Consider the following 15,037-nt stretch of genomic DNA (forward strand, 5'->3'; position numbering starts at 1 on the left):
GACAGGCCTGAAAGGTTCGTGAATGAAGGCTCTACCCGTTGAACCGAGCAACGTCCCAGTTGCCATCGGTTCCAGAATCCGCGCCGCCCGGCAAGCGCAGCGCCTCACCATTGAACAAGTGGCCGATGCCACCGGACTGACCAAGGGCTTCCTCAGCCGTGTGGAGCGGGACCTGACGTCGCCGTCGGTGGCTTCCCTGGTAACCCTGTGCCAGGTGCTGTCCGTCTCCGTGGGTGATTTGTTCGCCGCTCCGGAGACCCACCTGACAAAGCGCGACGACGGACCCCGCATCTCCCTGGGTGGCCAGGGCATTGTGGAGCGCTTGCTGACGGCCCGTTCCGAGCGGCGGCTCCAGATCCTGCAGGCGACCATAGAGCCCCATGGCCGTGGTGAAAACGAGCTCTACGCCGTGGACTGCGACGTCGACGTCCTGCACGTGGTGAAGGGGCGGATTAAGCTCATTTTGACCAACGAGGAGTACGACCTCGAAGAAGGGGACACCCTCTCTTTCCCGGGCCGTGAACCCCACACCTGGATCAACCCCACGGACGAGACCGTCGAGGTGTTGTGGGTGCTGGTACCGGCAGCCAGCCGCTAGTTTTCACGCCGCGTGCTGCGCTCCCTCCCAGTTAGCTCCGGTTCTGGAACCGGGGGAGTGTAGCGGGCCCTGAGGAACCGGGGCTGGGCCGGGCAAGGTCGCCTGGGAACTGGGCAGGAGCGTCACGACGCAGCTCCAAAACCGCGCGGATCTCCGCGATCACGCGCTCCGGTTCGAACCAGATGACTTCCGGTGCGTACCTCAGGACCAAATACCCGTTGATGGTGGAGGCGTTGTTGCGTGCCAAGTCGTTGCGGAGGGACTTTCTGTCGGAGTGAAACGCGAAACCGTCCACTTCAACGATGAGGAATTCTTCGAGAAGGAGGTCGACGCGCCCGATGCCAGGTATTGCCACTTGGGCGTCGAAGGCAATTCCGTGGGTGCGGAGCAGGTGCTGTGTATCGACCTCCACAATGGATTCTGCACGCAGGTCGAGATCCTTGAGCGCGTTGAGGACGGGCCGCGACCTGTCTCCACGCAGCTGTTCCTTCAGCAGGTCCAGCGGCACACCGTGCAGTCGAATTGCCGAGACGGCCATTGCCGTTGAAGCGGGCGCCTCCAGGCAAGCCATGGCGTGAAGGACCACATCCTCAACCGCGGCGATTGGGAGGCTGGGATGGGGATCGAATCTGATGGTTCTGTGCCTGACGAACCCGGTGCCGTGACCATGATTGCATGCCAGATGGTGGAGCTCAGGTGCTTTGCGTATCCACAATCCGTAGTGTTCGGCAGCGCTTGCGCAGGAGACATAGGAGTTGTAGCGGAGAGCAGTTGCAAACTCGGGTCGGTGCTCCGCGAGGATGAAGATTCCCCGCCGAGGTTGCTTCGCCCCCTGGCTTGGAAGGCGCGCGAGGTCCCTGCGGGAATAGCCCGCGGCCAGGAGCTGTCCGGTCCGAGCCACGCCGCCTACTTTTTCGAGGTACTGGAGGGCGTCCATCGGACCAGTCCACAGGCTTCCAAGGTTCCACGAAATGGCGCACTTGCCGTATGTGGGAAACTCCTCCCGACGCTCCATCCCGGTTGAGCTGCTGGTGGCAGCGCTCCTCCCCGGTTGCCGGAGCCCCTCATCCCACAGGCCAAGCGGAACGCGCGAAATCCGGAGAGGAGCGCAGCTTGCGAGGGGGCGAACCGGGAAGGAGCGCAGCTTGCGAGGGGGCGAACCGGGAAGGAGCGAGCGAATCAGGCGGTCAGCCCACGTGCACCCACGGCCGGCGGGTGATGTCCGGCTCGGCTTCCCTGAGCACTTCCCGGGTTACCGGCGCGATCTCTCCTTCGCCGAAGAACAGGAACTTGCTGAGGTTGGAAATGGGGTTGCCCTCGGTCCAGCGGAAGTAGATGTGGGGCATGAATCCCGTGACGTCCCGGATGTGGAGGAGTACTGCGGCCACTGTGTTGGGCACGTTGTTGCTGTGCACTTCCAGGATTTTGAACCCGTGCCGGCGCTTGCCCACCACTTGGAGCTCCTGCTCGAAGTCCGAGCTGTCGTCCACAATGACCTCAATGAAGACGGCGTCGCAGTCAACGGGGAGATGGCTGGCCTGTTGGGCGTGCTGAAGTTTCTCCCGGTATCGGCTCGCACTGAGGTGTTTGGGTTCGTGGGCGATGATGCGGACTGGGCCCTCGGCGGCGTTCGCGGTGAATTCAAGGGCTTTCTCGTCCATTTTGATGTGGGTGGCCCGGAGTTCGAAAGCACGGCGCATACGGGAGATGAAGCTGACCACCATGATGGCCAGGATGAAGAGGGCTGCAATCTTCAGGCCGTCCGGCCGTTCGATCGAGTTGACCACCGTGGTGTAAACGAACACGAGGGAGATCAGCCCGAAGCCGATGACCTGCGCCCGTTGTTTCTTTCTCCGTGCGGACAGGGTGACGGCTATGGAAGCTGAGGTGATGAGGACCAGCACGCCGGTGGCATACGCTCCACCCTGGGCGTTGACGTCGGCCTGGAATATGACGGTGACGATGAATGCGATCACGGTGAATACCAGTACCAGGGGTCGCAGGGCGCGGGCCCACGCCGGTGCCATACCGTAGCGGGGCAGGTAACGGGGGACGAGGTTAAGGAGCCCAGCCATGGCTGATGCGCCCGCAAACCAGAGGATGGCGATGGTGCTGACGTCGTAGACAGTTCCGAAGCCGTCGCCGAGGAATTTGTGCGCAAGGTAGGCCAGTGCCCGGCCTTCGGCTTTGCCTCCGTCCTGGAATTCGGCGGCGGGGATCAGCATGACGGTGGTGAAGCTGGAGGTAATGAGGAACGAGCTCATGATGATGGCGGCGGTGGTGAGGAGCTTGTGGGCCCCTTTGATCCGCCCTGCGGGGTTGGCATCGGTGTCTGTGGCGTGGCCCTTGATCTGGGGCATGACGGCCACACCTGTCTCGAAGCCGGAGAGTCCCAGTGCCAGGCGGGGGAACACCAGGAGTGCCAGGGCGATCATCATGATGGGGTCGCCATGGGAGGTGGTGAGTGCGGTCCACCAGTCAGTAATGACACCGGCTTCTGTGAAGAGGTGGGTCATGGAGACGACGATCACCACCAGGTTCAGCGCCAGGAACGCCGCAACCAGTACTACGGCCACGTTGATGGCTTCCTTGAAGCCGCGCAGGAAGACGACGCCCAGGCCTGCGATCAACGCCAGGGTGATGACCACTTGCTGGCCCTCGAGGAAGTGCGGGGCGAAGGGGTTCTCAATGAGGTGGGCCGTGGCGTCTGCAGCGGAAAGCGTAATGGTGATCATGAAGTCTGTGGCAGCGAAACCCAGAAGGGCCAGGACGAACAGCTTGCCTCCCCAGCGCGGGAGCAGGCGTTCGAGCATGGCGATGGATCCTTCGCCGCGGGGGCTTTCTTTCGCAACGCGGCGGTACACGGGGAGGGCTCCGGCCAGTGTTGCGAAGACGAGGAGCAGGGTGGCCAGCGGGGACAACAGTCCGGCGGCCAGTGCGGCGATTGCCGGCTGGTAGCCCAGTGTGGAGAAGTAGTCCAGGCCGGTGAGGCACATGACCTTCCACCAGGCTTGGGGTTTGTGTGAGTCCGAAGGGCGTCCGTGAGGTCCTTGCCGCTTCCCTGAGGTGTCCGGCATTCCTTCCAACAGCCAGGGTTTGAGCTTGAAGGAATTCTTGGGCTTGTCGGCCGGGTCGGCCGGAGGCCTCGTCAGGGTGGTCACGGTGTCCTTTCGCGCAGCAGGATGCTGCTTCCGCTTGAGCGTATGGCCGCGTTCGACGCCGGCACCCCGGTTTTTATGGAATCTTTACGCCCGCTGTGACCGGGATCTCATGACGCACGCCCACTAGGCACGCTTCTGGAATCGAACCACCTTGTAAACAGGTGATGCATATAAGGCAACTTCGAGTGTATGATGGGTGTCACAGTGAACGACTTAACCCCTAACTACTTAAGGAGTGGGCATATTTTGGAAGAGCTCCGCATTGAGGCCAACGGCAACCTGGGCCCCATCGATTCATCCCGCATCCCGCGTTACGCCGGTGCCGCCACCTATGCCCGCCTGCCCCGCTTGGACCAGGTCTCCAAAGCCGACGTTACTGTGGTGGGTGTTCCGTTCGACTCCGGTGTCTCCTACCGCCCCGGCGCTCGCTTCGGTGCCAACCATGTGCGTGAGGCCAGCCGCTTGCTGCGCCCGTACAACCCGGCCTGGGATGTAAGCCCGTTCGAGAACATTCAGGTTGCCGATGCTGGCGACATGGCCGTGAACCCGTTCAACATCAACGAGGCCATTGAGACCATCCAGCAGAACGCCTTGGACCTGACGGCCAACGGCAGCAAGCTGGTAACCCTTGGTGGCGACCACACCATTGCGCTTCCGCTCCTCCGCGCGGCAGCCGAACGAGCCGGCGAGCCCATTGCCATGCTCCACTTCGATGCCCACTTGGATACGTGGGACACCTACTTCGGTGCTGAGTACACGCACGGTACTCCCTTCCGCCGTGCGGTGGAAGAGGGCATCCTGGACACCGAAGCCATCAGCCACGTGGGTACCCGCGGCCCCCTGTACGGCAAGAAGGACCTCGACGACGACCACCGCTTCGGCTTCGGAATCGTCACCTCTGCAGACGTCTACTACCAGGGCGTCCTGGAGACGGTAGCCAAGATCCGTGACCGAATCGGCAACCGTCCCCTGTACATCTCCGTGGACATCGACGTCCTGGACCCCGCCCACGCACCCGGCACCGGCACTCCGGAAGCCGGCGGCATCACCAGCCGCGAACTCCTCGAATTCATCCGTGGCTTCCGCGGCATGAACCTCGTTGGCGCGGACATTGTTGAAGTTGCCCCGGCCTACGACCACGCAGAGATCACCGGCGTCGCAGGCAGCCACGTAGCCTACGAGCTCGTGACCCTGATGGCGGACAACGCCGTCGAAGGCGACCGCCAAGGTGCCCCGAACGGCTACGCACAGCAGGCGCTGGGCGCCCGCATCGCGGAGCTTGCGCAGGCAACCGGAACAGCCGGGGACCAGCGATGATCGACTTCGATCCGGGCACGGCCGCCCCCACCAAGGGCACTAACCAGCGCAACGGCGGGGACCTCGTGGTCGAGACCCTTGAAGCGCTGGGTGCCAAGACCGTTTTCGGTATTCCCGGTCAGCACGCGCTCGGGCTGTTCGACGCCATGGGCCGCGGAAACCTGCACTTCGTTTCCTCCCGTGTGGAGAACAACTCGGCATTCGCCGCTGACGGCTACTCGCGTGCCACCGGCGAGGTTGGCGTGCTGTTCCTGTCCACCGGTCCCGGCGCGCTGACGTCCCTGGCAGGTTTGCAGGAGGCGTATGCCACGGGTGTTCCCATGGTTGTTGTTGCCAGCCAGATCCCGCTGGACGGCCTGGGCGCCCGCCGCAAGGGCATGTTGCACCAGCTCGATGACCAGAAGGCATCCGCGGCCAACGTCACCAAGAGCCAGCGACTCATCCAGCACGCTTCGGGTATCCCGTCGGCCATTCAGGACGCGTGGACCGAGGCGATTTCCTCGCCGCAGGGCCCGGTGTGGATCGAAATTCCGCAGAACGTCCTGCTGGATCCAATCATGGTCCCGCCGGTGGAGGACGCTCTCGCCGAGGCATTCGATAACCCGCCGCGCGTGGAGCTGATTCGCGAGGCCGTGAAGTGGCTTTCGACGGCGGAACGTCCGGCGATCATCGCAGGTGGCGGTACGCGTCGTGGCCGGGCCGAGAAGTCGCTGCTCTCAATTGCCGAGCAGTTGCGTGCACCGGTGATTTGCACCCCCGGCGGCAATGGCGCGTTCCCGTGGACCCACGAGCTGTCCTTGCAGTCGTGGATCGAGGACCGGTACATGACCGATGTCCTGGAAGACGCCGACGTGTTGATCGTCATTGGCTCGTCGCTGGGTGAAGTGACCTCCAATTACTTCACGTTCGAACCCCGGGGCCGCATCATCCAGATCGACGCCGAACCTCGCGTCCTCGAATCCAACAGGCCAGGACTGGGCATCCGTGCCGACGCCGGCCAGGCACTCGCCGCGTTGGATGAAGCCCTCGCCGCGGCAGGGGCAGCGGACGCAACAAAACGGTCATGGCACGGCCGCAGCCCGGAAGACGTGGTCAAGGAATCCTTGGCCAAGGTCAAAGCCCGCCTGGAATCACAGGACCTGGCCAAGGAACTGAAGTTCATGGCCGATATCCGCGAGGCTGTTCCGGCGGACATGCAGACGTTCTGGGACATGACCATCTCCGCGTACTGGGGCTGGAGCTGCTGGGACGCCCGGCAGGGCCAGTTCCACTCCGCCCAAGGCGCCGGTGGGCTCGGCTACGGCTTCCCGGCGGCGATCGGCGGCGCCGTGGGACTCGAAACCATCGGCAAACCCGGACGTGTGCTTGCTGTATCCGGTGACGGTTCCTCCATGTACTCCATCTCCGAGCTCGCCACCGCCAAGCAGCACAACGTTCCGGTCACCTGGTTGATCGTGGATGACGGCGGATACGGCATCCTGCGCGAGTACATGGTGGGCGCCTTCGGCCAGGCCACGGCCACCGAGCTCGCCCGTCCTGACTTCGTGAAGCTTGCTGAGTCCTTCGGCGTCCCGGCCCGCCGGGTAGCCCCGAAGGAAGTGGGGGACGCGCTCAAGGCGTCCTTCGAAGCGGACGGCCCCAACGTCGTCGTGGTTGAAACGCTGTTGAAGATGTTCGGCCCCACTCACCTGGACAACTAAGCAAAGCAAGCAGCCCCCGCACGGTACTCCGTGCGGGGGCTTCCTGCGTTGTGAGGCCTGCTCTGCGCCCCACATCGAGTGAATGGGGCGCAGAGCTGGCCTCGCAACGGCCGGACGAACCCTCATCTTTAGTTTCCCAAAGCAATCAATCTGAGTTATAGTTGCTTTAGGCAAACAAAAAGAGGGGTGTTTCCCATGTCCGTCGGTTCTGCCACCGCAACCGATCTTGTGCATCAAATCTTCGATCTCCAACGCACGCTCCGCTGTGTGGTGACCGCCCACATGGCCCGCGTTCCCGACGTCGGAATGGCTGTTCAGGGAGTGATGCGCTTCATTGGCGAGGGGGAGACCCGCGCTACGCATTTGGCCACGCGGCTAGGTGTGAGCGCGCCGGTCCTCAGCCGCCACATCAGCGAACTCGAGGAACTGGGCTTCGTGGTCAGACGGCCGGACCCAGCGGACGGCAGGGCCCAACTCCTTGCGCTGACGGAGAAAGGCTCCGCGAAACTACGCGAATTTGAAGAACAACGCAGCGTGAGACTGCGGGATTACCTGGCGGATTGGAGCGAGGCGGACGCCCTCGAGGCCTCCCAGGTCATCAACAAACTCACGGAGTCCCTTAAAGACTCAATCCGGGCAACGGCGGCCGGCTCCATCACAACAAACCAGACAGCTTAGGAGCCCACGCATGGCTACACCAGTACAAAACTCCAAGGCGGTGGACGCCTCATTCACCGCGCACAAGGCCGCCGCACCCATGACGCACCGTCAGATCATGGAAGCCCTCACCGGCCTCCTCGCGGCGTTCTTCACAGCGATCCTCAGCAGCACGATTGTTGCCAACGCACTGCCCACCATCATGTCCGAGCTCAAGGGCACCCAAACCGACTTCGCCTGGGTCATCACGGCTGCGTTGCTGGCAAACGCCGCCACCACGCCCATCTGGGGCAAGCTCGCGGACCTCTTCGACAAGAAGCTCCTGGTCCAGCTGAGCATCATCATCTTCGTGGCCGGTTCGGTCATGGCCGGCCTGTCCGAAACCATTCCGCTGCTGTTGACCGCCCGCGTCATCCAGGGCGTGGCCATGGGTGGCCTCACCGCCCTGGCGCAAGCGATCATCGGCTCCATGATTCCGCCGCGTGACCGCGGTAAGTACTCCGGGTACATGGGTGCTGTCATGGCGGTGGGCACCGCAGGCGGCCCGTTGCTGGGCGGCTTCATTGTTGACAGCCCGCTGGGCTGGCGCTGGACGTTCTTCGTCTGCGTGCCGCTGGCCGTCGTCGCTCTCATCCTGCTCCAGGTGACGCTGAAGATCGAGCACATCAAGCGTCCGGCCAAGATCGACTGGCTCGGATCCATCCTTCTGACCTCCGGCGTGAGCCTGCTCCTCATTTGGGTTTCCTTCGCCGGCAACCCTGACTACTACGACTGGTTCTCCTGGCAGTCCGCCCTCATGGTGGGCGGCGGCGTGGCACTGCTTGCAGTGCTCGTATTCGTGGAAACCAAGGTGGCCCAGCCCATCATCCCGCTCAAGATCATCTCCGAGCGCACCACCGCCCTGGCCATTGTTGCCTCCGTTGCTGTGGGAATCGCCATGTTCGGTTCCTCCACCTTCCTGGGTCAGTACTTCCAGGTTGCCCGCGGTGCAACACCTACCGAGGCCGGCCTGCTGACGCTGCCCATGATTGCAGGCAACCTGATTGGATCGGTGGCATCGGGCATCCTGATCAGCCGTTTTGGCAAGTGGAAGAGGTTCCTGATTGCAGGTTCCGTTCTGCTCATTGGCGGCCTCGCGTTCGCTGGAACCATGGACCACACCACGGAACTGTGGATTGTGGCCATCTACACCGGTGTGTTCGGCCTGGGCCTTGGCATGCTGATGCAGAACCTGGTGCTGGCTGTGCAGAACACCGTTCAAGCCAAGGACATCGGTACGGCCAGTGCCTCGGTGGCGTTCTTCCGCTCGGTTGGTGGCGCGATCGGCGTGTCCGTCCTCGGCGCCATCATGTCCAACCACGTCAAGGACCTCGCAGTTGAAGGCATGGCTGCCGCGGGCATCCCGGCCCAGGGTGGCGCGTCCGGTGCCAGCATGGACCTGGCCGACATGCCGGCGCCCATCGCTGAGATCATGCGCGCTGCTTACGGTGACGCCACCGCCCAGATCTTCCTGATCTCCGCGATCATCAGCGTGGTTGCCCTCCTCGCGGTGCTGTTCATTAAGGAACGCCCGCTGCGCCGCACGGTTGACGCTGCTCCTGAGAAGGAACTCATGGCTGCGGCATCGGGAGACGCCGGAATGTCGCTGGACACGGCGTCCATGGACGCAGTCAAGGCGTCCGACGACGACGCCCGCCGCTTGGGTGCCAACTCCGCCATTTCGGTGGGGGAGCCTCAGGTTCCGCGCACTGACCGCCCGGCCTCCAGCCCGGACTCCGGATCTGACCTTGACCTTGAGTTTGCGCGGATCCTCACCCAGGAACGGTCCCACGGCGTCGCCGATGTGAAGGAAGTCCAGGAGCAGTTGTCGCGTACGCAGTATGTACTGGCGGAACAGCAGCTACAGCTGAGCCGGGCCAATGTGGAACTGCAGGCAAGGTTGCGGGAGCAGCAAACCCTTGCCGAGCAGCAGGCCCGCACCGCTGAAGAGCTCGCTGCTCTCCGGAAGGAACTCAAGCGCGAGCGCAGGCAGCAGGAACGTATGGCGTTGCTGCTTCTCGAAGGCGCGGAGGCACGTGCGGACCACGGGAAGCACGCAGGCTGACACCACCTACCGATCCCGCCCTTGTTCGATACTCCCGGCGGAGTGCGCGGAGTGTGACGAACAAGGATGGGGCTGAAAGCGCCGGCTGGGAAACCAGCCGGCGTTTTGCTTCCCCCTCAACGGTCTGCCTCAGCGGGAGCACCGGCCGACACGGCAAATACTCCGCTGGGATGATCTTTTCCGTAGGTTGTTTCGCCCGGGCAACGGATTTCGTAGAGTAGGGAGGCTAATACTGTCAGCCCCGGCTGCCACACTTCTCTTACCTCATTCACGCACTCTTTCTAAGGACCCGTGGGCATGCTTGTCACCCTTATACGGCGCTATTCCAAGCCGTATTTGCCGCAGATCGTGGCCGTGCTGTTATTCCAGCTGGCGTCCACCATAGCCACGCTCTACCTCCCCAGCCTCAATGCCAGAATCATTGACGAAGGGGTTTCCCGCGGAGACACCGATTTCATCTGGCAGACCGGTGCGCTCATGCTCGCTGTTGCCCTTGGACAAGTGATCACTGCCATTGTGGCCGTGTACTTCGGCTCCCGTGTTGCCATGGCCATTGGCCGGGACCTGCGCCGCAGCGTTTTCAGGCAGGTCAGCAGTTTCTCCGCTCAGGACGTCAACACATTCGGCGCTCCCACCCTGATCACCCGCGGCACCAATGACGTCCAGCAGGTACAAATGCTGGTGCTCATGGGCCTGAACTTCATGGTTTCCACTCCCATCATGTGTGTGGGCGGCATCATCATGGCACTCCGTGAGGACCTCAGCCTGTCATGGTTGGTATGGGTTTCCGTTCCGGTCCTGGTGGCCGTAGTTGGTTACCTCGTCGTCCGTCTGATGCCCTTGTTCCGGTCCATGCAGACCAAAATCGATGCCATCAACGGTGTGCTGCGCGAGCAAATCATCGGTATCCGCGTGGTCCGGGCCTTTGTGCGCGAGCCTCATGAGGCCCGGCGTTTCGGGAATGCCAATGATGACCTCACTGCGGTCTCGGTCAAGATCGGCAACCTCTTTGTCCTGATGTTCCCTGCCATCGGCATGATCCTTCACCTGTCCACAGCAGCTGTGCTGTGGTTCGGTGGTCAGCGGGTGGACTCCGGTGAGATGCAGGTGGGTGCGCTGACGGCCTTCCTGCAGTACCTGCTGCAGATCCTGATGGCTGTCATGATGGGCACCTTCATGGCAATGATGATTCCCCGTGCGTCCGTGTGTGCTGACCGCATTGGCGAGGTGCTGGACGTGGAGCCTTCCATCCACAACCCCACCTCACCGGTGGTGCCCGCAGAGAAGAAGGGACGCGTGGAGTTCCGCGACGTCACTTTCAAGTACCCAGGAGCCGAGGCTCCCGTGCTGAGCAACATCTCCTTTACTGCTGAGCCGGGCAAGACCCTGGCCATCATCGGCTCCACGGGTGCCGGCAAAACCACCCTGGTCTCGCTGCTTCCACGGCTTTATGACGTCGCCTCAGGTGACGTCCTGCTCGACGGCGTGCCCGTCACCAAGATGGACGCCTCGGAGATCACCAGCAGGGTATCGGCCGTGCCTCAGAAACCGTACTTGTTCTCCGGGACAATCGAGCACAACCTGCGCTTCGGCAAGCCTGACGCCACGGATGAAGAACTGTGGGACGCATTGGAGACCGCGCAGGCCAAGGGCTTCGTTGAAGAGAAGTCATCCGGCTTGAACAGGCGAATTGCCCAGGGCGGTACCAACGTATCTGGTGGTCAACGCCAGAGGCTGTCCATTGCCAGGGCTTTGGTTACCAAACCCAACGTGTACTTGTTTGACGATTCGTTCTCTGCTTTGGACGTCGCCACCGACGCCAGGCTGAGGAAGGCCTTGAAGGCCAAGACCCGGGACGCCACCGTCATCATCGTGGCCCAGCGCGTCTCAACCATCGCGGACGCGGACGAGATCCTTGTGCTGGATAACGGCAGGATTGTTGATCGCGGAACGCACGATGAACTGCTGGAGACCTCACCCACGTACCAGGAAATTGTTGAGTCCCAGCTGAGCGTGGAGGAAGTGGCATGACCGAGCAGAACCAGCAAAAGAAGCGTGGCTGGGCTGCCAAGGCTCAGGCGGCGAAGGATGCCAAAGCAACAGCCGAGGCTGAGATAGCAACCGAAGCGCTCGATGACGATGACTTCGTCGAAGAGGAGTACGTCCCGTCCGAAGCTGACGGCGGCATGTTCGGTGATGTCCCGGCAAAGAAAGCCAAGGAGTTCTGGCCGTCCGCCAAACGGCTCATGGGCCTGTTGAAGCCTGAGGCTGTCGGCGTATACATCGTGATCGGCCTGGTCATCGTCTCGGTGGTCCTGAATGTGATTGCCCCCAAGGTCCTGGGTAATGCCATGGACGTTATTTTTGGCGGCGTCGTGGGCCGGCAGGTTCCTGAGGGTGTTTCCAAGGAACAGTTCGTGGAGCTCATGCGCCAGCAGGGTGAGGGCAACTTCGCGGACATGGTGTCCAAGATGGAGCTCACCAACGGCATTGACTTCCCCAAGCTGACCTTCCTGATCTCCATCGTGTTGCTCATGTACTTTGTGGCCAACATCTTCCTGTGGGCCCAGGGTTGGCTGCTCAACAGGATCGTCATGCGGGTCATCAAGAAGCTCCGCAACGATGTTCAGGCCAAGCTCAACCGGCTGCCGTTGAACTACTTTGACACCCGCCAGCGTGGCGACATCCTGTCCCGCGTGACCAACGACGTCGATAACGTCCAGCAGGGCCTCCAGCAGGCGTTCTCGCAGCTGGTCAGCTCAGTGCTGACCGTCCTGGGCATCACGGTGATGATGTTCATCGTGTCCTGGGAGTTGGCGTTGATTGCCCTGATCGCCCTGCCTCTGTCCGGCATCGTGGCAGGCGTCATTGGTGCCCGCAGCCAAAAGCTGTTCGCGGCGCAGTGGAAGAACACCGGTGCGTTGAACGGCCAGATCGAGGAATCGTTCTCCGGACACGACCTCGTGAAGGTCTTCGGGCGCGATGCTGACATGCTGGACCGTTTCGACGAGAAGAACGAGGAACTGTACAAAGCCTCGTTCGGTGCACAGTTTGTATCCGGGGTGATCTTCCCGGCCATGAACTTCGTGTCCTACCTTTCCTATGTGGGCATTGCCGTGGTGGGCGGCCTCCGCGTTGCCTCGGGTTCCATGAGCCTGGGCGACGCCACCGCGTTCATCCAGTACTCGCGTGAATTCACCCAGCCGCTGGGTCAGATTGCAGGCATGGCCAACATGCTCCAGTCCGGCGTCGCTTCGGCAGAGCGTGTGTTCGAGTTCCTGGATGCCGATGAAGAAGTTGAAGAGACCGGGACCCGTAACCTGCCCTCCAAGACCGATGGCCACGTTGAGTTTGAGCATGTTTCCTTCAGTTATGTGGAGGACAAGCCGCTGATCGAGGACCTGTCCTTTGCGGCCGAGCCTGGTCACACGGTGGCGATTGTTGGGCCCACGGGAGCCGGTAAGACCACCCTGGTGAACCTCGTGATGCGTTTCTACGAGCTCAACGCCGGCCGGATTACCTTGGACGGCGTGGACATCAAGGACCTCAGCCGTGCAGAACTGCGGTCCAAGGTGGGCATGGTGCTGCAGGATGCCTGGCTGTTTGGCGGGACCATCTACGACAACATCAAGTACGGCAACCTGGACGCCACCGAGGAGCAGATCATGGAGGCGGCCAAGGCCACCTACGTGGACCGCTTCGTGCGGGCCCTTCCTGACGGCTACCAGACCATCATCGACGAAGAAGGCAACAACGTCAGTGCCGGTGAAAAGCAGCTGATCACTATTGCCCGTGCCTTCGTCTCCGATCCTTCGCTGCTGATCCTGGATGAGGCCACCAGCTCCGTGGACACCCGAACCGAACTGCTGCTGCAAAAGGCCATGGCTGCCCTCCGCACTGACCGGACCAGCTTTGTGATCGCCCACCGACTGTCCACCATCCGGGACGCCGATACCATCCTGGTGATGGAGAACGGCAAGATCGTGGAGCAGGGCAACCACAACCACCTGCTGGCACTCCAGGGCGCGTACTACCGCTTGTACATGTCCCAGTTCGCCGGTGAAGAAGAGACGGCCGTGGACGATTCGACGGCGGTGCACAGCTGAGCGGGGAAACACTAAGCGAGACACCGAAGGAGTCTGTGGTACCCCGGCGGATGGAGGTGCTTGTGCCCATGCGCTGGGGTGACATGGACGCCTACGGCCACATCAATAACGTCCAGATTGTTCGCATGCTGGAGGAAGCCCGCATTGCAGCCTTCGGGCCGCCGCGCGGGGCCGGTCTTCCGGGCGTAGAGCCACCTGCCGCCCTGTTCAATGACGTTGAAGAGGGCATCATGACCCTGGTTGTGGAGCACAAAGTCCGCTACGTTCGGACCCTGGATTACCGCAACATCCCGGCCGTAGTGGAGATTTGGGTGGGAGCCATCAAGGGTGCCAGCTTTGATCTCCACTACGTCATCAAGGATCCGGTGACGCGGGAAGACTGCGTCAAAGCCACCACTCATTTGGCCTTTGTAGCCGAAGCCACCGGACGGGTCCTGAGGCTCACACCGGAGCAGAAGGAAAAGCTGGGGCACTTCCAACCCTGACGAGTTTTTGTACAGATGATGCCCTTAAGAAGCCTTCTTAGGGGCATTACCTGTACAAAAACTCCGCGTAGAGTTTCACCATGAAACTCGAAATTGCCGTGGTCAGCGCTGCCGGGGCCGGGGTAGCGGCATCCGAGGGAGCTGACCGGATTGAACTGTGCAGCAGCCTCGAACTTGGTGGTGTGACGCCGAGCCAGGGGCTCATGGAAGCGAGCATGGAACACGTCGATGGGCGTTTGGAGATCCATCCGTTGATCCGTTCCAGGCCGGGTGATTTCCAGTACTCCGCGTCGGACGTGGACACCATGGTGCATGAAATCCGGCATCTGCTGGCCCAGGGAGCGCGCGGAGTTGTGGTGGGGGCGCTCACTGCTTCAGGTGACGTGGATGTTCCGGCACTGCGGCGCCTGGTGGCCTCCGCCAAGGATGCCAACCCGGACGCCGAGCTCACCTTCCACAGAGCCATTGACCAGTCACGAGACCCCTTCGCAACCTTGGATGAATTGCTGGATCTGGGCTTCACCAGGGTCCTCACATCGGGGCATCAGGCAACGGCGGGCGCTGGCTTGGAAACGTTGACGGCCATGGTGGAACGGGCCGGGAATTCCCTGCAGATCATGGCCGGCGGCGGACTGACCTTGGACGACATTCCGGTGATGCACAGGGCAGGATTGTCCGCCGTTCATCTCTCGGCCAAGAAGACGGTCTCCACGCTCGGAGAGGGCGCCATCTCCCTGGGTGCCCAGGACGGCAGCGATCCCACGGCGTACACCGTCACCGATCGCGAAGTAGTTCGGGCGGCCAAGGCGCTGGCGAACGCACTTAATCTCGCAATGCCCCATTAGCCCCTGCCGTCCAGCTTATGGACGGGCAAATTCCAGTGATCGCGGATCGTAATGACCCTTTACG

At 62.1% G+C, this 15,037-nt stretch carries 11 protein-coding genes; 9 read left to right on the top strand and 2 right to left on the bottom strand.

From position 1 onward, the window contains the following. The first annotated feature begins 22 nt into the window (after positions 1–22). Positions 23–598: a helix-turn-helix domain-containing protein gene (locus ABI796_RS05130; RefSeq protein ID WP_141285343.1), complete on the top strand. Its 576-nt coding sequence runs from the start codon at positions 23–25 to the stop codon at positions 596–598. A gap of 31 nt (positions 599–629) precedes the next feature. Here ABI796_RS05130 and ABI796_RS05135 read toward each other — a convergent pair whose 3' ends face one another. Both ABI796_RS05135 and ABI796_RS05140 read right to left on the bottom strand, forming a co-directional pair. Beyond that, positions 630–1,535: a type IV toxin-antitoxin system AbiEi family antitoxin domain-containing protein gene (locus tag ABI796_RS05135; RefSeq protein WP_141285345.1), complete on the bottom strand. Its 906-nt coding sequence runs from the start codon at positions 1,533–1,535 to the stop codon at positions 630–632. Between the two features lie 250 nt (positions 1,536–1,785). After that, complete coding sequence (locus ABI796_RS05140; protein ID WP_141285347.1) at positions 1,786–3,759, bottom strand: APC family permease; 1,974 nt, start codon at positions 3,757–3,759, stop codon at positions 1,786–1,788. Positions 3,760–4,005: 246 nt separating this feature from the next. Between ABI796_RS05140 and speB the strand changes: the two genes are divergently transcribed. The 8 genes from speB (at position 4,006) to ABI796_RS05180 (ending at position 14,973) form a co-directional block, all read left to right on the top strand. Then, positions 4,006–5,076, top strand: coding sequence for an agmatinase (gene speB, locus ABI796_RS05145; RefSeq protein WP_141285349.1), 1,071 nt, complete (start codon positions 4,006–4,008; stop codon positions 5,074–5,076). Beyond that, entirely contained in the window at positions 5,073–6,776 is a 1,704-nt protein-coding gene (locus tag ABI796_RS05150; RefSeq protein WP_141285351.1) for a thiamine pyrophosphate-binding protein, read from the top strand. Before speB ends, ABI796_RS05150 begins: the two co-directional genes overlap by 4 nt. A gap of 195 nt (positions 6,777–6,971) precedes the next feature. Then, positions 6,972–7,454 (top strand): MarR family winged helix-turn-helix transcriptional regulator, encoded by a 483-nt coding sequence (locus ABI796_RS05155; RefSeq protein WP_141285353.1) that lies wholly within the window; start codon positions 6,972–6,974, stop codon positions 7,452–7,454. 10 nt (positions 7,455–7,464) lie between these two features. Continuing rightward, on the top strand, positions 7,465–9,537 hold the full coding sequence (locus ABI796_RS05160; protein WP_141285354.1) for an MFS transporter: 2,073 nt from the start codon (positions 7,465–7,467) through the stop codon (positions 9,535–9,537). 297 nt (positions 9,538–9,834) lie between these two features. Further along, positions 9,835–11,568, top strand: coding sequence for an ABC transporter ATP-binding protein (locus tag ABI796_RS05165; protein WP_141285356.1), 1,734 nt, complete (start codon positions 9,835–9,837; stop codon positions 11,566–11,568). Next, complete coding sequence (locus ABI796_RS05170) at positions 11,565–13,643, top strand: ABC transporter ATP-binding protein (RefSeq protein WP_141285358.1); 2,079 nt, start codon at positions 11,565–11,567, stop codon at positions 13,641–13,643. The genes ABI796_RS05165 and ABI796_RS05170 overlap by 4 nt, the downstream gene beginning before the upstream one ends. A 68-nt stretch (positions 13,644–13,711) precedes the next feature. After that, a complete protein-coding gene (locus tag ABI796_RS05175; protein WP_141285459.1) occupies positions 13,712–14,128 on the top strand; it encodes a thioesterase family protein in 417 nt (138 codons plus the stop codon). An 80-nt stretch (positions 14,129–14,208) separates the two neighbouring features. Beyond that, the gene (locus ABI796_RS05180) at positions 14,209–14,973 is read left to right on the top strand and encodes a copper homeostasis protein CutC (RefSeq protein ID WP_141285360.1); all 765 of its coding nucleotides are present in this window, start codon (positions 14,209–14,211) and stop codon (positions 14,971–14,973) included. The last annotated feature ends 64 nt before the right edge of the window (positions 14,974–15,037 follow it).

This window comes from Paenarthrobacter aurescens (assembly GCF_041549525.1).
GTDB lineage: Bacteria > Actinomycetota > Actinomycetes > Actinomycetales > Micrococcaceae > Arthrobacter > Arthrobacter aurescens.

Bases quoted from the DNA above. Each gene is read 5' to 3' on its own strand.
- ABI796_RS05130 (WP_141285343.1), top strand. From the start codon at position 23: ATGAAGGCTCTACCCGTTGAACCGAGCAACGTCCCAGTTGCCATCGGT.
- ABI796_RS05135 (WP_141285345.1), bottom strand. From the start codon at position 1,535: ATGGACGCCCTCCAGTACCTCGAAAAAGTAGGCGGCGTGGCTCGGACC.
- ABI796_RS05150 (WP_141285351.1), top strand. From the start codon at position 5,073: ATGATCGACTTCGATCCGGGCACGGCCGCCCCCACCAAGGGCACTAAC.
- ABI796_RS05155 (WP_141285353.1), top strand. From the start codon at position 6,972: ATGTCCGTCGGTTCTGCCACCGCAACCGATCTTGTGCATCAAATCTTC.
- ABI796_RS05160 (WP_141285354.1), top strand. From the start codon at position 7,465: ATGGCTACACCAGTACAAAACTCCAAGGCGGTGGACGCCTCATTCACC.
- ABI796_RS05165 (WP_141285356.1), top strand. From the start codon at position 9,835: ATGCTTGTCACCCTTATACGGCGCTATTCCAAGCCGTATTTGCCGCAG.
- ABI796_RS05170 (WP_141285358.1), top strand. From the start codon at position 11,565: ATGACCGAGCAGAACCAGCAAAAGAAGCGTGGCTGGGCTGCCAAGGCT.
- ABI796_RS05175 (WP_141285459.1), top strand. From the start codon at position 13,712: ATGCGCTGGGGTGACATGGACGCCTACGGCCACATCAATAACGTCCAG.
- ABI796_RS05180 (WP_141285360.1), top strand. From the start codon at position 14,209: ATGAAACTCGAAATTGCCGTGGTCAGCGCTGCCGGGGCCGGGGTAGCG.